Origin of the sequence: Streptomyces sp. NPDC047061 (assembly GCF_040643955.1) — a bacterium.
GTDB lineage: Bacteria > Actinomycetota > Actinomycetes > Streptomycetales > Streptomycetaceae > Streptomyces.
In genome coordinates this window covers 105,041-121,434 of the sequence record NZ_JBEYVI010000026.1, presented here as the reverse complement: position 1 = coordinate 121,434, position 16,394 = coordinate 105,041, and the positions used below count along the sequence as shown (strand labels likewise).

Sequence of the window (16,394 nt, the reverse complement as noted above, 5' to 3'; positions counted from 1 at the left end):
CGACGGAGTTAGTGTGCCTTCGGGGAAAAGAGGATCGACGCGGACGGGGAGTGGCGGCCCTGATCGCGTCGGGCGCGGTGAAGGTCAACGACGTGCCGGTCCTGGATGGGCGAGAACAACGTGCCCGCGCTGCAGTGGCTCGCCACTCCCGGTGTGACCGTCGGCTTCTCGCGCGGGGCAGGCGCGCGAGAAGCGCTCGCGGCGGCGGTCACGAAAGCGGAAGGCGCTCTTGACACCGTCGCCGTGTCCGGCGCCGGAGACGGCTCCGACGTGACCGCAGGCAAGATGTGGGTCACCCAGGCCTATCACGACATCTTTGCCCGGGCGGTCGCCAACGCGCGGTCCGGACTCGACGACAACGGCGCGACGGACGACGCATACGAAGGTGCGCTCTACCGTCTGGCCCAGGCCTACGGCGGCCGGACGGGAGACCGGTTCAGCTGGCTGGAGAACACCTATTTCGGCAGCGGCGACGACCACGGTTTCGGAACGCCGTTCGACACCGGATACAACGGGACCGGTTTCTGGACATTCGCCCAGGCGCACCTGGGGACTGAATAAGACGGTAATTCGAGCAACCCGTTCCCTCGGAATTCGGCCCCAGGCCTGTTCTCAGCCACGGCTGCCGGCGTGTCCCAGGAAGATCGGGTTCGTCAGAGCCGCCAGGGCGCCGGGGACGGGGCCGGCCGCCGTCTCGTGGCGGACCTCCGCGCGGACGTAGGCCGCGTACGACGGTGTCGTCCGCCACTCCACCGCCCCCGAGCCGGTCACCGGCAGCGGGTCGCTGGTGAGGAGGACGCCCTGGTCGGTGACGAAGCGGACCGTGCAGCGCGGGACGCCGGAGGCCTCCAGACGGACGGTCACCGGGGTGTCGGGGGCGACGGCGAGGCGCTCGCCGATGCCCGCCTGCTCGCCGCGGCCGCCCGTCGCCGTGAAGCCCAGCGTCACGTTCTTCGACTCCGCGACGTAGGAGCGGCCCGCGCGCAGGCCGTCCTGGATGGCCTCGCGGGACAGGTCGTCGGCGAGGACGACCGTCTGGGGCGAGCCGACGACGTCCGGGTCCCGGTGCGCGTCGCTGCTGCCCATGCCCGGCAGCCACTGCCGGTTGTCCCGCACCGAGGCGACCAGCGCCGCGTCCCAGGCGGCGAGGGCCACCTCGTCGTCGGGGGTGTAGGGGCCGTTCCACACCTCGACCGCGTCCGCCTCCCCGAAGCCGAACTTCCAGGCGCAGCCGACGCAGGTGGCGTGCGGGTGGGCCGGTACGACCAGTCCGCCGGCCTTGTGGATCTGGTGGGCGAAGTGGCCGAAGCGGTTGTCGCGGGCCCGGTAGCGCCAGTCGACGAAGGTCCCGGGCTCCGTGCCGAGGGCGACGACGTGGCCGTTGCGGGTGGTGACCTCCTCGCCGAGCATGATCAGCAGGTCGTCTCCGGCCTGGTCCGCCCAGTGGGCGTGCGACGAGTGCGTGTTGTGCTCGGAGGAGTTGATGAAGTCCAGTCCGGCGGCGCGGGCCAGGGCCGCGATCTCGGCGGGGGTGCGGCGGCCGTCGGAGTACCAGGAGTGCAGGTGGCAGTCGCCCCGGTACCAGTCCCGGCCGCGGCCCTTCGCGCGGGACGGCGGGTAGACCGGGCGGACGGGGGTGCCGGGTTCGCCGTAGGTGAGGGTGATCGTGAGCTCGTACGACAGTCCCTGCGGGGCCACCGTGTACGGGCCGAGGGCGATGTGCCAGGTGCCGGCGCCGACCGGGCCGGGGAGGTAGCCGGGGGTCGCGTCGTCGGCGCGCACGAAGAACTCCGTGCGGGCGCCGCCCGACCAGCCCCGGAAGCCCTTGCCGCCCAGCTCGGTGCCGTGCTGGTCGAAGATGCCGATGTCGAGCGCGTTGCCCGTGGTGCCGGCCGGGACGCTCGGCCTGTCGTAGGTGTAGGAGACCTTGATCTCCCGTACGCCGGTGGGTACTTCGACCGGTACGTACACGAAGTCGGGGGAGCCGGGCGGCAGGGTGCCGCGCACGGTCGCCGTCTCCTGGGTCCCCTGGTCCTGACCGTCCGCCGCTGCGAAGCTCACGGGTCCCAACGTAAGGGCTGCCGCGGCGCCCGTCACGAACAGTGCGCGTCTGCCGATGCCGTGCGTGTCCTCACACATGCCGCTCACTCTCCCCATCCGACGTGAACTCCCCCGGAAGGACAGGGAATCCACAGGCGTCCGTATGTCATGTGCATAGCCATGCGAAAGCCGGGGCATGTGATGCCGACCAGTCGGTATGGACAGATCGAGCCACCCCCGGTACAGATGGGGCATGCGCACAGCCGTCACGATCTTCCTCACCGACGAGACCATCGCCCCGGTCCGGCTCGCCCGTGAGCTGGAGGCCCGCGGGTTCGCCGGGCTGTACCTGCCGGAGCACACGCACATCCCGGTCGAGCGGACCACCCCCTACCCGGCGGGCGGCGACCTGCCCCGCGAGTACGGCCGTACCCTCGACCCCTTCGTCGCCCTCGGCCAGGCCGCCGCCGTCACCGAGAGCCTCGGCCTCGGCACCGGCATCACCCTGGTCGCCCAGCACGACCCGATCGACCTCGCCAAGCAGATCGCCACCCTCGACCACCTGTCCGGCGGCCGCTTCACCCTCGGCGTCGGCTTCGGCTGGAACGTCGAGGAGGCCGCGGACCACGGGGTGCGGTGGCGCGACCGGCGTGAACTCGGCCGGGACCGGATGGCGTTGATGCGGGCGCTGTGGGCGGAGGAACCGACCGCCTACGAGGGGGAGTTCGGGAGCGTACGGGCGTCGTCCGCGTATCCCAAGCCGGTCCAGAAGCCGCGCGGGCCGGTCGCCGGTCCCCGCACGCTGGTCGGCGGGGCCGCCGGGCCGAAGCTGTTCGCGCACATCGCGGAGTATGCCGACGGGTGGCTGCCGATCGGGGGACGAGGGCTGACCGAGTCGCTGCCGGTGCTCCGCTCGGTGTGGGCGGACGCGGGGCGGGATCCGGCCGCGCTCCAGGTGGTGCCGTACGCCGTCTTCCCGAGCGCCGGCAAGCTCGCGCACTATGCCGAGCTGGGCGTCGAGGAGGTCGTGGTGCAGTTGCCTCCGGCGGGGGAGGCCGAAGTGCTGGGGGTGCTGGACGCGTACGCGGAGTACCTGTGAGGGGGGTTGCGTCCAGTCGTCCACTCGTCTGCCGGGCTGGGGTGGTGGGCACGTGCCCAACCACCGCACACCCCCCAGGCCCCACCCAACCCGAACGTATGCTCAAAGAATGACGACTTCCGCGACCTCCGGAACCGGCCCCACCGAGAACTCCATGCGTCGCGCCCTCAAACGCGCCCGGGACGGCGTCGCCCTCGACGTCTCCGAGGCCGCCGTCCTGCTCCAGGCGCGCGGCGCGGCCCTCGACGACCTCGCCGCGTCCGCCGCCCGGGTCCGTGACGCCGGTCTGGCGGAGGCCGGCCGGCCCGGTGTCATCACGTACTCGAAGAGCGTCTTCATCCCCCTCACCCGCCTGTGCCGCGACAAGTGCCACTACTGCACGTTCGTCACCGTCCCCGGCAAGCTCCGCCGGGCCGGGCACGGGATGTTCATGTCCCCGGACGAGGTCCTCGACGTCGCCCGCAAGGGTGCGGCCCTCGGCTGCAAGGAAGCCCTGATCACCCTCGGCGACAAGCCCGAGGACCGCTGGCCCGAGGCGCGCGAGTGGCTCGACGCGCACGGGTACGACGACACGATCGCGTATGTCCGGGCCATCTCCGTCCGGATCCTGGAGGAGACCGGCCTGCTGCCGCACCTCAACCCCGGGGTGATGTCCTGGACGGACTTCCAGCGCCTCAAGCCCGTCGCGCCCTCCATGGGCATGATGCTGGAGACGACCGCCACCCGGCTCTGGTCCGAGCCCGGCGGCCCCCACCACGGCTCCCCGGACAAGGAACCCGCCGTCCGGCTGCGGGTCCTGGAGGACGCGGGCCGTTCCTCCGTCCCCTTCACCTCCGGGATCCTGATCGGCATCGGCGAGACGTACGAGGAGCGGGCCGAGTCGCTGTTCGCGCTGCGGCGCGTGGCCCGGTCGTACCACGGCGTCCAGGAGCTGATCATCCAGAACTTCCGTGCCAAGCCGGACACGGCGATGCGCGGCATGCCGGACGCCGAGCTGGACGAGCTGGTGGCGGCCGTCGCGGTGGCGCGGCTGGTGATGGGGCCGGCGGGCAACATCCAGGCGCCGCCCAATCTCGTCGACAGCGAGTACGAGCGGCTGATCGGCGCCGGTATCGACGACTGGGGCGGGGTCTCCCCGCTCACCATCGACCACGTCAACCCGGAACGCCCCTGGCCGCAGATCGAGGAGCTGGCGCGGAAGTCGGCCGCGGCGGGCTTCGAGCTGCGGGAACGTCTCTGCGTGTACCCGGAGTTCGTGCGGCGCGGCGAGCCCTGGCTGGACCCGCGGCTGCGTCCGCACGTGGCCGCGCTGACGGATCCGGAGACGGGCCTGGCGGTGCCGGACGCGGTGGTCGAGGGGCATCCGTGGCAGGAGCCCGAGGAGGTCTTCGTCGCCTCCGGCCGCACCGACCTCCACACCGCCATCGACACCGAGGGCCGTACGGCCGACCGGCGGGACGACTTCGACGAGGTGTACGGCGACTGGGGCGCGCTGCGGGAGGCGGCCGCCCCCGGGATGGTGCCGGAGCGGATCGACACGGACGTGCGCGCGGCCCTGGCGACCGCGGCCGACGACCCGACGAAGCTGACGGACGCCGAGGCCCTCGCCCTGTTCCACGCGGACGGCCCGGCGCTCGACGCGCTGACGAGGATCGCCGACGACGTACGGAAGTCCGCGGTCGGCGACGACGTCACCTACATCGTCACCCGCAACATCAACTTCACCAACGTCTGCTACACCGGCTGCCGTTTCTGCGCCTTCGCGCAGCGCCGCACGGACGCGGACGCCTACACCCTCTCCCTGGACCAGGTCGCCGACCGGGCCCAGCAGGCCTGGGACGTCGGCGCGGTCGAGGTCTGCATGCAGGGCGGCATCCACCCCGACCTGCCCGGCACCGCGTACTTCGACATCGCGAAGGCGGTCAAGGAGCGCGTCCCCGGCATGCACGTGCACGCCTTCTCCCCGATGGAGGTGGTGAACGGCGCGACCCGCACCGGCATGTCGATCAGGGAGTGGCTGACGGCAGCGAAGGAGGCGGGCCTGGACACCGTCCCGGGGACGGCCGCCGAGATCCTGGACGACGAGGTCCGCTGGGTGCTCACCAAGGGCAAGCTGCCCGCCGCCACCTGGATCGAGGTGATCACCACCGCGCACGAGGTGGGCATCCGCTCCTCCTCCACCATGATGTACGGCCATGTCGACCAGCCCCGCCACTGGCTGGGCCACCTGCGCACGCTGGCCGGCATCCAGCAGCGGACGGGCGGCTTCACGGAGTTCGTGACGCTGCCCTTCATCCACACCAACGCGCCCGTCTACCTGGCGGGCATCTCCCGCCCCGGCCCGACGATGCGCGACAACCGGGCGGTGACGGCGATGGCCCGGCTCCTCCTGCACCCCTACATCCCCAACATCCAGACAAGCTGGGTGAAACTGGGCGCGGAGGGTGCGGCGGAGATGCTCCGCTCGGGAGCGAACGACCTCGGCGGCACGCTGATGGAGGAGACCATCTCGCGGATGGCGGGGTCGTCGTACGGGTCGTACAAGTCGGTTCGCGACCTCGTCGCGGTGGCCGAGGCCGCCGGGCGCCCGGCGAAGCCCCGTACGACGCTGTACGGCGAGGTGCCAGAGGAACGGCAGCGGGCGGCGGAGGCCTCCGACGGGCACCTGCCGGAGCTGCTGCCGGTGCTGGACTGAGCCGTCGGGCGGGCGGGCAGCGCACAGTACGATGATCCGACCCCTGTGCGAACAGGCAGGGGGCCTCATGACGCTCACAGCGGAGGAGATGCGTACCCGTGGCTGCCCGACTGCTGCCCTCCTGGGTCTGGGTCTCCGGCCTGACGGCCGGGGCGACGGCTGCCGTCGTCTTCCTCGCCCTCCAGGCCGACAAGGGGCCGCACCCCACGGCCGCGGCGGTCCGCCCGTCGGCGAGCGCGTCGGCGGGTGCCCACCCCTCGGCGTCACCGACGGCCAAGGCGAAGGCCCCCGCCGTGCCGGCGGCCTCCGGCACCGGCCGCCGGATCGTCTACTCGCTCGGCGCCAAGCGGGTGTGGACGGTCGACGCGAGCGGCAAGGCGACCCGCACGTTCACGGTGTGGCCGGGGACCGTCAGTCCGGACCCCGGCACCTACACGATCTCCAAGACCCTGTCGGCGACGACGGGCTCGGACGGCGTCCAGATCGAGCACATTCTGTATTTCGCCGCGAAGTCGGGTCTGTCGATCGCCTTCTCCAACGCGGTCGACGGCTCCTCCCCGGCACCCGCCGCCGGCAAGCAGACCAGCGGCATCCGGATGCCCAAGACGGACGGCACGGCCCTGTGGACCTTCGGCACGGAGCCGGACACCAAGGTGACCGTGGTCAAGTAGCGGGCTACGCGTCCCGGTCCGCGGGGCTCAGCTGGACGACGACCAGCGCGAGCCCGGTGAGGACCAGCACCCGGGTCGCGGCGTCCAGTCCGTTCCAGGTCTTGGACTGCCACATGGAGAACCACTCACCGCCGATCCCGATGAACCCGGCGCCGAAGAGCAGCACCAGCATCAGCAGACCGTAGGTGGAGACGCGCCGCGCGCGGACGTCGTCGCGGCGGACCCAGAGCCAGGTCCCGGCGATCAGCACGAGCGCGGCCAGCGTCTCCCATCCGATGATGGCGACGTAGGCGGCGTTCTCAAGTCCCTTGTCCGTCACGGCCCGCCACATCAGGTCGTCGTCCTTGAACGTGGTGTCCATGGCCAGCACATGCTGGACGAAGGCCTGGTTGGTACCGAAGTCGGTGATGTTCCCGAAGGCGACGAGGGCGATGTAGAGGGCGACCGTTCCGGTCAGAACGGCAGCGGCAAGCGACAGCGCACGAGGCGCGTGGGAGGTGGACATGTCACCCTCCTTCCCCAACCCGGCTGTTTACACCCCCAGTTCGGCCTTTGCCGGGCGACCCGGCGTCGTGGCGAACCGCTCGCACGCGGGTACCTTGGTCGAAGTTCCGTGCGAAGTTCGGTGTGCGAAGTTCGAAGTTCGAAGGGGGTCCCGTGGACGGCTTCGCGGAGTTGCGGACGCGTGAGTTCGGCTACCTCGACGAGGGCGGGCACACCTACCTCGACCACACCGGCGCCGGCCTTCCCCCGCGCTCCCTCGTCATGGGCAGCGCCCGGCGGATCACCGGCGGGCTGTTCGGCAACCCGCACTCCGAGAGCCCGGCCTCCCGCGCCTCCGGGCTCCTGCTGACCGAGGCCCGGCAGGCGGTGCTCCGCCACTTCAACGCCGACCCCGACGAGTACGCCGTGATCTTCACCCCGAACGCGACCGGCGCCCTGCGCCTGGTCGGTGAGGCGTACCCCTTCACCCCCGACAGCCGGCTCGTCATGTCGCTGGACAACCACAACTCGGTCAACGGCCTCAGGGAGTACGCGCGGGCGCGGGGCGCCGCCACCGTGTACGTGCCGGGTCTGCACATCGACGAGGGGCGGCTGCGTGCCGCCCTGTCCCCGCCCGGCCCGCGCCGGGGCGCCGGCGGCCTGCTCGCCTACCCGGCGCAGAGCAACTTCACCGGCGTCCAGCACTCGCTGGACTGGATCGCCGCTGCCCGGTCGCACGGCTACGACGTCCTGCTCGACGCGGCGGCCTTCGCCCCGACCAACGTCCTGGACCTGAGCCGCCACCACCCGGACTTCACCGCCGTCAGCTGGTACAAGGTCTTCGGGCACCCCACCGGCATCGGCAGTCTGATCGCCCGCCGCGAGGCCCTCGCCAAGCTGCGCCGCCCCTGGTTCTCGGGCGGCACCATCTACGCCGTCAGCGCCCGGGCCCAGTGGCACGTCCTCGCCGCCGACGAGGCCGCCTTCGAGGACGGCACGGTCAACTTCCTGTCCCTGCCGGACGTGACCGCCGGACTCGCCTGGATCGACGCCATCGGCATGGACCGCATACACGCCCACGTCACCGTCCTCACCGCCCGACTGCTCCGCGGGTTGCGGGCGTTGCGGCACAGCGACGGCTCCCCGCTGGTCCGGGTGTACGGCACCGACCGCGCCGACCCTGACCGTACCGACGCGGACCGTGGCGGCACGGTCGCGCTGAACGTGCTCGGCGCGGACGGCCGGATCGTCGACGAACGCGTCGTCACGCGGGACAGCGCCGCCCACGGCATATCCCTGCGCACGGGCTGCTTCTGCAATCCGGGCGCCGGAGAGGAGGCGTTCGACCTGCCGCTGACCCGGCTGCTCTCGGCGGCCGACACACAGGTCGCCTCCCTGGACGAGTACCTGGAGCTGCTGGGGCTGCCGTCGGCGGGCGCCGTCCGGGTCTCCCTGGGCGTGTCGTCCCAGCCCAGGGACATCGAGACGTTCCTGACGTTCGTGACGGAGACCTACCGGGACCGGGTGCCGACGGCGGCCGGGCTGGCCGCCCGGGAGAGCTGCTGAGCCGGAGCTATCGCACGGCGGATCAACGCCCCGCCCGGCTCCGCGCCGCCCCGTCCCGGCACCTGCGCACCAGGATCACCCACGTCCCGGCCAGGAACACCAGCGCGAACCCCGCCAGGACCAGCCACCCGCGGCTCGCCGGATGCCCGAACGAGTCCCCGTACGACGCCAGCAGCGGCGGCCCGAGTGGCGAGCGGCCCGCCCGCCACAGCGACTCCAGTCCCACCCCGCTGCCCAGTGCCTCGAACGCCCAGCGGTTGGTCATCGCCCAGCTGATCGCCTTCCCGGCCACCGTCATCCGGGGCACCGGCACGAAGGCGCCCGAGAACAGCACCTGGGGGAAGCAGAGCAGCGGCAGCATCAGCGTCGCCTGCCCCGGCTCCGACACCGCCGCGGACGCGAGCAGCCCCAGCGCGAGGGCGGCGGCCGAGGCCAGCACACTCGACGCGAACAGCGACCCGTACGTGTCCCAGCCCGCCGCGGGCAGCCGGTCGAGGGCGCGCAGCACGACCAGCAACAGCGCGTCCGCGAGCGCGAGCACCGGCAGCATCGTCGTCAGCTTCGAGGCGACGTACGGGCCGATCCGCAGCCCCGCGAGCCACTCCCGGCGCAGCACCGGCAGCTCGGTGCAGATCTGGAGGAGGCCGTAGGTCAGCCCGAAGAAGAACGCGCCGAACGCGATCCAGAACATGATCATCGCCGAGGAGCCCGGATCCGGTGCCGCCGGGTCGAACGCACCGGCCCGGAACAGCACCGCGAACATGGCCACGATCATCACCGGCGAGCCCGCCAGCACGGCGACCGAGAGCCGGTTGTGCAGCATCAGCGCGGTACCGCGCCGGGTCAGCAGCGCCCACTGCCCGAGGACCCCGACACGCGGCGGCCGCGGCGACGGTGACGGTGATGTCGGCTTGGCATCAGGGGCGTCCGCGCCCTCGGGTACGGCCCGTGCGACGCGCGCACCGTCCGCCACCGCCTCGTACACCTCCTCCACGGTGCCGACCCCGAACGCCTCGAACAGGGCGTCCGGTTCACCCGCGTACGCGACCTCGCCACCGGCGGAGAGGAACACCACCTGGTCGGCGCGGCGCAGGTCGGCGAGGACATGCGTGGTCAGTACGACGGTGGTGCCGCCCTCGGCCAGCGTCCGCAGGGTGCGCAGCAGGGCCGCGCCGGTGACCGGGTCGAGCCCGGACGTCGGCTCGTCGAGGAAGAGCACCCGGGGGCGGGTGAGCAACTCGACGGCGATACTGGCCCGTTTGCGTTCCCCGCCGCTCAGCGCGCGCACCGGGGTGTCCGCTCGCTCCGCCAGACCGAGGGTGTCCAGCACCCGGTCGACGGTGTCGAGCACGGTCCCGGCCGGCGTCCCCGGCGCCATCCGCAGCCCCGCCGCGTACACCAGCGTGCGGCGCAGCGGCAGTTCGCGGTGGATGATGTCCTCCTGCGGAACGAACCCGAAGTCCGGCCCCGGCGGCCCGGGTCGCGCCCCGTCGTGCAGCACCTCGCCCCCGGTCGGCGCGCTCAGCCCCGCCAGCGTCTGCAACAGCACGGTCTTGCCCGCACCACTGCTGCCGGCGATCACCGTGAGCTGCCCCGGAGCGACCTCGACGGATATGTCGTTCAGTATCCGCCCGCCCCCACGGACGTCCCGGCTCACGCGACGCGCCCGCAGGTGCAGCCCGTTGACGGAGGGCGCGGGAGCCTCGACGGACGTGCGGGAGGGCGGGGGCGGTGTCGACATGGGAGCAGCATGTCAGGTGGCCCGCCGCGGCGGTCTCAAGCCACCCAACTCCTCTATCTCCGCGCTGGCTTCGCCCCCTCTTCCGGCTACGACTGGTGCGCCGCCATGCGCTCCCACCAGGCGGGGATGTGACCGCACACGGTCGAGGGCGGGCGGCGCACCCACCGGAACGCTGACGATCAGTACATCGGTCGCATGCAGGACCACCCGTACTCGACTCGGCTCTGTGAGGGAACGACGACCGGCCGGATCAATCGGTGTCTTTGGGGTGGCGGGTGGACGCGTACACGAGATGGACGGTGCGGCGCGCTTCGTCAACGAGGTAGCGCACGCGACCGCCCGCCGTCACCTCGTACTCCCACTGTGGGTACTCGCGACCGCCGAGGTTGCCCGAGGCCAGTCGACCCCGCAGCCGGTGCTGGCGATCGGGGTCGGCCCGGGACTCGGGGTCGCTCCGCAGGGACTCGAAGCATCGCCGCGTGTTGCCCGGCGCCTCCGCGCCCAACTCGCCCCAGCCCTTGGCCGCTTCGTTCGTCGCGAAGCGCAGGCGCCATTCGTCGCCCACCGGTGGCGGGGCGGCGTCGTCGCCGCGCTTGGGAGTCACGGGGAGGTCACCTCGCCATGGTCTTCGTCGGGCAGTCGACGGGTGAGCCGGGCGGTGAGCTCGGGGTCGGCGAGGATGCGGGCCGTGGCGCGCCATTCGACCATGACCCGGTGCAGGTTGGTGTGGACGTCGAGCTGGGCCGCGTCGTACGTGGCGTTGATGAGCTCGGCCACGAACTGCTTCAGCTCATCCGTCGACAGGTGACGGACCCACGGGAAGACGGACGGGAGCGCCCGCTGTATGGCTCGCTCGCCGGTGTCGCTGCGTACGAGCGCGGCGAGAAGGCGGGCCGTGATGTCCGCCGTCTCCTCGCGCTGCTGGTCGTGACGGGCCGTGGTCAGATAGAGATCCTCGCCGTCCCGGCGGGTGATGTGCACTCGCTGGGCCCGGTCGAGCGTCTCCGCGACCCGCTTGGAGTTCTTAGAGAGTTCGGAGAAGGCGACCGTGGGGGTGGACATGATTCGACGATACTTCGGAATGTATTCCGAAGTCAATCGCTGCGGTGGCCGGCCGGGCGTCGGGCCCTCTGCCGGACCCGGCTGCGACTCCCCTAGGCTGACGCCCATGACGGAGAACGGTCCACAGGTCGTGGTGGACTTGGGCGTGCCCGTGCCGGGGGAGTTGTGAACCGCCGACGCGGTGATCCTGAGCCGCCGGGGCGAGGCGTTCGCCCAGAGGCGCAGCCCGGGCCGGCGCCTGTTCCCGGACACCTGGGACGTCGTGGGCGGACATGTCGAGCGGGACGAGTCACTGCTGGCGGTTCTCGCCCGCGAGGCCGAGGAGGAGACCGGCTGGCGCCTGCGCCGTGTGTGCCGGCTACTCGGCGTCACCTCCTGGACCGGCGACGACGGCGGCGGCCTGCGCCACGACGCCGACTATGTGGGCGAGGTCGACGGCGATCTCGGCAGTCCCGACTGGAGTGGACGAAGCACTCCCCCTACGACTGGTTCGGCCCCGCCGACCCCCACCTTCTGCCCGCCAAGCCAGTTCATGGTCCATGACCTGATCATCGGGGTCCTGTGTCCCCGGGACGATGGCCGGTCGGCGACGTGATCCCCGCCGTCCGCCGTGCTCTCTGCCAGACTTGGCGTGGACCGGCTGCGGGGGAGGCGCGGATGGGGTCGACACGGCCGTCGATGCAGGAGCTGATCGGGCGGCGGAGGAGGGCCGGGTTTGTGGGGCGGGGCGCCGAACGGGCGGCCTTCCGGGAGAACTTCGACACTCCGCCCGAAGACGAGCGGCATCGCTTCCTCTTTCATGTGCACGGGAATGCGGGAGTCGGAAAGACCTTCCTGGTAAGAGAGTTGGAGCAGCTCGCGCGGGAACGGGCGGCGCTCACCGCATACGTCGACGAGAGCGTCGGCAGTGTGCCGGAGGCGATGGCGGCGATCAGTCGGCAATTCGCTGGACAGGGGCACAAGTTCAAGGAGCTGGATCGCCTGCTCGCGGCGCATCGGGAACGGCGACATGAGGCAGAGGCCGCTGTCGCCGCGCTCGAACCCGAACCGGAGGGGCCGTCTGCGGGCAGCATGGCGGTGGCGCGGGCCGGGCTGGTAGGGCTGGGGATGGTGCCGGGGGTGAGCTCTTTCGCAGGTGCTCTCGATGCGATTCAACTCGCCCAGGGAGCCGACCGGTTGCGAGCAGGCCTGAGTGCGCGCTTCAGGAGTCAGGAGGACGTGCAGTTGGTGCTGTCCCCGGAGCGCGTGCTCACACCGGTACTGCTGAACGAGCTGTCCGACGCCGCGAACGCGGCACCGTGGATCGTCCTGTTCTTCGACACCTACGAGCGGACAGGGCCGTTCCTCGATGGGTGGCTGCACGAGGTGATGACGAGTGACCGGCACGGCACCCTGCCCGCCACCGCCGTCATCGTGACCGCCGGCCAACGTCCCTTCGACACCGCACGCTGGGGCGCCTTCGCCGATTTCATGGCAGACGTACCGCTCGGGCCGTTCACGGAGGCCGAGGCGCGGGGGCTGCTGGCGGACAAGGGGATCGTCGCCGAGCCCGTGGTGGAGGAGGTACTGCGCCTAACCGGCGGACTGCCTCTGCTGGTCTCCACCCTGGCCGAGCAGCGCCCCACTGACCCGGACGACATAGGTGATCCCAGCGCCACGGCCGTCGAACGCTTCCTGAAGTGGGAGCAGGATCCGGTACGCCAGGCGGCGGCACTCGCATGCTCGTTGCCCCGCCGCCTGGACATGGATGTGTTCCGGGCGGCCGTGGACTGCTCGGACGAAGAGGCCGACGCGCTCTTCGGCTGGCTGCGCGGGCTGGCGTTCGTGGATGACCGCGGCGATCGGCTGCGCTACCACGACCTGGTGCGCGAGCCGATGCTCCGATCGCAGCGGCGTCGCTCCCCGCGGGGTTGGATCGAGCGGCATGAGCGGCTCGCGGGTGTGTTCGGCCGTTGGCGCGAGGAAGCGGCACGGGATCTGCGCGCTTACGAGGAGTGGGAGCATGAGCCGTGGCGTGAGCTGCGGCTGGAGGAGACGTACCACTTGCTGTGTGCCCGCCCGCGCTCGGCACTCGCCGGGGTGCTGCGGGACCTGATCGGGGTGTGCGGTGCGGATCAGGTGGCCGGCTGGCACTGGGCGCGGATGCTGGAGGAGGCGGGTGACGCGGCGGGTGACCCGGATCTGAAGCGCTGGGGTCACCGGTTGGCTGAGGCGCTCGCGGACGACGAGGCCGGGGTGACCAAGGCAACTGACCTGCTTCTGGCTCATCCTGGGCTGAACCGCAGCGATCGGGCGCTGGCGCACACACTGCGGGGGATGGAACTGCGCTCTGACGGGGAGTACGGGCGGGCTCTGACCGAGTGCGATCGCGCGATCGCACTCGATCCGGATCTGGATGTGGCCCACCACCACCGTGGTCTCGCTCAAAGGTTTCTGGGCGACTTCTCCGCGGCTGTGGCCGCCTTCGACCGGGCGGAGGAACTGGCTCCTGACAACGGCCGGATCATCGCGGCACGCGGGGAGACGCATCGGCTGGCAGGCCGCTTCGAGGTGGCCGTCGCCGACTTCGATCTGGCCATCGCACTCGATCCGACCGATTCCAGTGCCTTGGCCTCCAGAGCCGTCTGTCGGCACGTGCTCGGGCAGTACGACGAAGCACTCGCCGACTTCGACCGCGCTCTGAGCCTCGACGAGGACTACTTGTGGCCGTTGGTACGAAGGGCTCGCCTGTACGGCGACATGGAGACGTGGGACCAGGCGTTCGCCGATCTGGACCGGGCCGCCCGTCTTGAGCCTGACTCCGCCTGGGTCGCGTCGGAACGGGGAACGGCCTATCGCCTCTCCGGCCGGTTCGAGGAAGCCGTCACCGAGTTCGGCCGAGCCCTCTCCCTCAGACCCACATACGCCTCGGCCCTCGCAAGCCGTGGGGACACCCACCACGAGCTTGGCCGGCACGAGGCGGCATTGGCCGACCTCAGTCGCGCGATCGAGTTGGACCCCGACTATGTCTGGGCGCTGGTGAAACGGGCCCAGGTGAAACGTCAACTGGGTGATCAGGAAGGCGTGTTCGAGGACCTGCAGCGGGCCGTCGAGACGGACCCGGAAGCCAACTGGGTCGGTTGCGAACTGGGGGAGGCATACCGGCTGGCGGGCCGGTACGACCAGGCGATCGCCGTTGCCGGTCGCGTGCTGGAGCGGGATCCGGATTACGACGCGGCGCTGGGCACTGTGGGAGCTACGCACCGATCTCTGAAGAACTACACGGAGGCCCTCCGGTATCTGGATCGCGCCCTGGAGCTGGGCCCGGAGTACGGGTGGGCCTATGGACAGCGTGCGCGAGTGTGCCTGGCGATCGGCCGCAGTGAGCGAGCCTTGGCCGACCTGGAGAGGTGCGTTGCACTGGAGGAGGGGGCGGATTGGGCGCGCAAGGCAATCATCGAACTGCTGATGCGGTGCGGCCGATGGGACGAGGCGTTGGCACGGTTGGCCGACGCGGACCGGGAGCCGAGGCCTCACGACGGCTTGGACGATCTGCGCGCCGAGGCCCTCCGGCACACCGGGCGGTGGGCCGAGGCCCTGCGGATCGCTGAGCGGATGCGCGCGGCGGAACCCGTCCCGGGCACCTTCCAACTGGCATTGACGGTGGGGAGATGCCAAGGGCTGAGAGCCGCCGCGCCCCTGTGGCACGAGTTGGCCCGGTCGCTGTACCAGCACGAACTGAATGACGCGGAGCGCGCGATGGGACGGTGCTTCGTCGGCGTGGCCTCTGGTGACTGGCGCAGCGCCGACCGAGGCCTGTCCGAAGCTCTGGCCGCGGACCTCGACTGGGACGACCTGACGGATTTCCTAGACGTTCTCAACGAACTACTGGACAGCCCTGGCGCCGACCGTGCGCGACTGGCACCCCGGCTGGCAGCGGTCACGGCAGCCCGTGACGCTGTCCAGGAGCGCTATGCGGAGTGACCTGCGAACGTCACGAAGTCGGCCCACGAGGCGTCGGTGAAGGTGAGCCGAGCCCCGTTCTTGTCCTTGGAGTCGCGGACGTGGACGGTGGTGGCGAGGGATATGGCGACCTCGACGCAATCGGGTCCCTCGTTGCTGCTGTAGCTGCTCTTGAACCACTCCAGGGCGGTCATGTCTCTTCTTCCCCCAGCACTTTCTCGATGAAGGCGAGCGACTCCCGAGGCGGGAGAGCCTGGGACCGGATGATCCCATAGCGCATCTCAAGCGGCTGTACTTCCCTGGGCTCGCTGACCAGGCGGTTGAACGACTGGCCCTCCTCGTGGGCCATGGTCTTGCCGTCCCGTAGCTTCAGCAGGCGGATCGGCCCGCCCATGCCCGCGTGGTCCTCACGGTCCGTGGGCATGACCTGGATCTCGACGTGCCTCAACGCGCCCATCTCCAAAAGGTGTGCAAGCTGCCTCTGCCGGACCAGTCTCCCGCCGAGCGGCCGATGCAGCGTCACTTCTTCCAGGACAAATGTGAGGGCCACCAGGGGCACGCGTTCGAAGACGGCCTTCCGCGCCATGCGGGCGGCGACGTACTGGTCGATCTCCTCCTCGGTGTACGAGGGCCGTCGCATCACGTACAACGCCCTGGCGTACTCCGGGGTTTGCAGCAAGCCATGGATGTAATGGCTGGAGTAGGCCCCCATCTCGACGGACTCGTCCTCCAACCGCGCCAGATCCCGAACCTTCTTCGGATACCGAGCCCGCTCCATGTCCTCCTTCATGAACGCGAGTTTTCCACCCGCCGCCAGCACCTCGTCGGCCTTCTCCAGGAAGTCGGGCTTGGGGATGCGCCGCCCGCGCTCCACGGCCGACACCATCTCCTCGCTGTACCCGATGGCGGCGCCGAGTTCGGCCTGCCGCAGCCCGGCGGCCTCCCGCCACACCTTGATCTGCCGTCCGACCGCCCTGAGTACGGCCTCGGCCTCCTCGTCCTCCACACCCGCCCCTTCCGACGTACGACCCGTACGACCCCGCTCGGCACCCGGACAGTCACGCTCTGTGCCGGAGTTGTTGCTGTTCAGGGTAG

14 protein-coding genes are annotated in these 16,394 nt (G+C 71.0%); 7 read left to right on the top strand and 7 right to left on the bottom strand.

The genetic code is table 11. From position 1 onward, the window contains the following. Positions 1-105 precede the first annotated feature (105 nt). Positions 106-561 carry a hypothetical protein gene (locus tag ABZ887_RS31580; protein WP_361296633.1) on the top strand — a complete coding sequence of 152 codons (456 nt, stop codon included), beginning with the start codon at positions 106-108 and terminating at the stop codon, positions 559-561. 51 nt (positions 562-612) lie between these two features. On the opposite strand, the gene ABZ887_RS31575 is transcribed toward ABZ887_RS31580, so the two are convergent. Continuing rightward, positions 613-2,139, bottom strand: coding sequence for a CehA/McbA family metallohydrolase (locus ABZ887_RS31575; protein WP_361296630.1), 1,527 nt, complete (start codon positions 2,137-2,139; stop codon positions 613-615). Positions 2,140-2,293: 154 nt separating this feature from the next. Between ABZ887_RS31575 and ABZ887_RS31570 the strand changes: the two genes are divergently transcribed. The 3 genes from ABZ887_RS31570 to ABZ887_RS31560 all read left to right on the top strand — a co-directional run bounded on the left by ABZ887_RS31570 (position 2,294) and on the right by ABZ887_RS31560 (position 6,505). Continuing rightward, positions 2,294-3,139, top strand: coding sequence for an LLM class F420-dependent oxidoreductase (locus tag ABZ887_RS31570; RefSeq protein ID WP_361296627.1), 846 nt, complete (start codon positions 2,294-2,296; stop codon positions 3,137-3,139). Between the two features lie 109 nt (positions 3,140-3,248). Further along, positions 3,249-5,834 carry a bifunctional FO biosynthesis protein CofGH gene (locus tag ABZ887_RS31565; RefSeq protein ID WP_361296624.1) on the top strand — a complete coding sequence of 862 codons (2,586 nt, stop codon included), beginning with the start codon at positions 3,249-3,251 and terminating at the stop codon, positions 5,832-5,834. A gap of 98 nt (positions 5,835-5,932) precedes the next feature. Further along, positions 5,933-6,505 carry a hypothetical protein gene (locus tag ABZ887_RS31560; protein ID WP_361296621.1) on the top strand — a complete coding sequence of 191 codons (573 nt, stop codon included), beginning with the start codon at positions 5,933-5,935 and terminating at the stop codon, positions 6,503-6,505. Positions 6,506-6,509: 4 nt separating this feature from the next. Here ABZ887_RS31560 and ABZ887_RS31555 read toward each other — a convergent pair whose 3' ends face one another. Then, positions 6,510-7,010, bottom strand: coding sequence for a DUF2165 domain-containing protein (locus tag ABZ887_RS31555; RefSeq protein ID WP_361296618.1), 501 nt, complete (start codon positions 7,008-7,010; stop codon positions 6,510-6,512). A 152-nt stretch (positions 7,011-7,162) separates the two neighbouring features. On the opposite strand from ABZ887_RS31555, the gene ABZ887_RS31550 reads away from it, so the two are divergent. Beyond that, positions 7,163-8,554 carry an aminotransferase class V-fold PLP-dependent enzyme gene (locus ABZ887_RS31550; protein WP_361296615.1) on the top strand — a complete coding sequence of 464 codons (1,392 nt, stop codon included), beginning with the start codon at positions 7,163-7,165 and terminating at the stop codon, positions 8,552-8,554. Between the two features lie 22 nt (positions 8,555-8,576). On the opposite strand, the gene ABZ887_RS31545 is transcribed toward ABZ887_RS31550, so the two are convergent. The 3 genes from ABZ887_RS31545 to ABZ887_RS31535 form a co-directional block, all read right to left on the bottom strand. Beyond that, the gene (locus tag ABZ887_RS31545; protein ID WP_361296612.1) at positions 8,577-10,295 is read right to left on the bottom strand and encodes an ATP-binding cassette domain-containing protein; all 1,719 of its coding nucleotides are present in this window, start codon (positions 10,293-10,295) and stop codon (positions 8,577-8,579) included. A 250-nt stretch (positions 10,296-10,545) separates the two neighbouring features. Then, positions 10,546-10,899, bottom strand: a complete 354-nt coding sequence (locus tag ABZ887_RS31540) for a hypothetical protein (RefSeq protein ID WP_361296609.1) — start codon at positions 10,897-10,899, stop codon at positions 10,546-10,548. Next, positions 10,896-11,357, bottom strand: coding sequence for a prevent-host-death family protein (locus ABZ887_RS31535; protein WP_361296606.1), 462 nt, complete (start codon positions 11,355-11,357; stop codon positions 10,896-10,898). The genes ABZ887_RS31540 and ABZ887_RS31535 overlap by 4 nt, the downstream gene beginning before the upstream one ends. A gap of 181 nt (positions 11,358-11,538) precedes the next feature. On the opposite strand from ABZ887_RS31535, the gene ABZ887_RS31530 reads away from it, so the two are divergent. Further along, positions 11,539-11,952, top strand: coding sequence for an NUDIX domain-containing protein (locus ABZ887_RS31530; RefSeq protein ID WP_361296603.1), 414 nt, complete (start codon positions 11,539-11,541; stop codon positions 11,950-11,952). Positions 11,953-12,035: 83 nt separating this feature from the next. Further along, complete coding sequence (locus tag ABZ887_RS31525) at positions 12,036-15,320, top strand: tetratricopeptide repeat protein (protein ID WP_361296600.1); 3,285 nt, start codon at positions 12,036-12,038, stop codon at positions 15,318-15,320. Here ABZ887_RS31525 and ABZ887_RS31520 read toward each other — a convergent pair. Together ABZ887_RS31520 and ABZ887_RS31515 are read right to left on the bottom strand one after the other, a co-directional pair. Beyond that, positions 15,308-15,493 (bottom strand): DUF397 domain-containing protein, encoded by a 186-nt coding sequence (locus tag ABZ887_RS31520; protein WP_361296597.1) that lies wholly within the window; start codon positions 15,491-15,493, stop codon positions 15,308-15,310. The two genes, ABZ887_RS31525 and ABZ887_RS31520, sit on opposite strands and share 13 nt — an antisense overlap. After that, complete coding sequence (locus tag ABZ887_RS31515) at positions 15,490-16,305, bottom strand: helix-turn-helix transcriptional regulator (protein ID WP_361296594.1); 816 nt, start codon at positions 16,303-16,305, stop codon at positions 15,490-15,492. Before ABZ887_RS31515 ends, ABZ887_RS31520 begins: the two co-directional genes overlap by 4 nt. Positions 16,306-16,394 lie beyond the last annotated feature (89 nt).

Excerpts from the sequence above, each read along its gene's own strand:
- ABZ887_RS31580 (WP_361296633.1), top strand. The coding sequence starts at position 106 with ATGGGCGAGAACAACGTGCCCGCGCTGCAGTGGCTCGCCACTCCCGGT.
- ABZ887_RS31575 (WP_361296630.1), bottom strand. The coding sequence starts at position 2,139 with ATGTGTGAGGACACGCACGGCATCGGCAGACGCGCACTGTTCGTGACG.
- ABZ887_RS31570 (WP_361296627.1), top strand. The coding sequence starts at position 2,294 with ATGCGCACAGCCGTCACGATCTTCCTCACCGACGAGACCATCGCCCCG.
- ABZ887_RS31565 (WP_361296624.1), top strand. The coding sequence starts at position 3,249 with ATGACGACTTCCGCGACCTCCGGAACCGGCCCCACCGAGAACTCCATG.
- ABZ887_RS31555 (WP_361296618.1), bottom strand. The coding sequence starts at position 7,010 with ATGTCCACCTCCCACGCGCCTCGTGCGCTGTCGCTTGCCGCTGCCGTT.
- ABZ887_RS31545 (WP_361296612.1), bottom strand. The coding sequence starts at position 10,295 with ATGTCGACACCGCCCCCGCCCTCCCGCACGTCCGTCGAGGCTCCCGCG.
- ABZ887_RS31535 (WP_361296606.1), bottom strand. The coding sequence starts at position 11,357 with ATGTCCACCCCCACGGTCGCCTTCTCCGAACTCTCTAAGAACTCCAAG.
- ABZ887_RS31525 (WP_361296600.1), top strand. The coding sequence starts at position 12,036 with ATGCAGGAGCTGATCGGGCGGCGGAGGAGGGCCGGGTTTGTGGGGCGG.
- ABZ887_RS31520 (WP_361296597.1), bottom strand. The coding sequence starts at position 15,493 with ATGACCGCCCTGGAGTGGTTCAAGAGCAGCTACAGCAGCAACGAGGGA.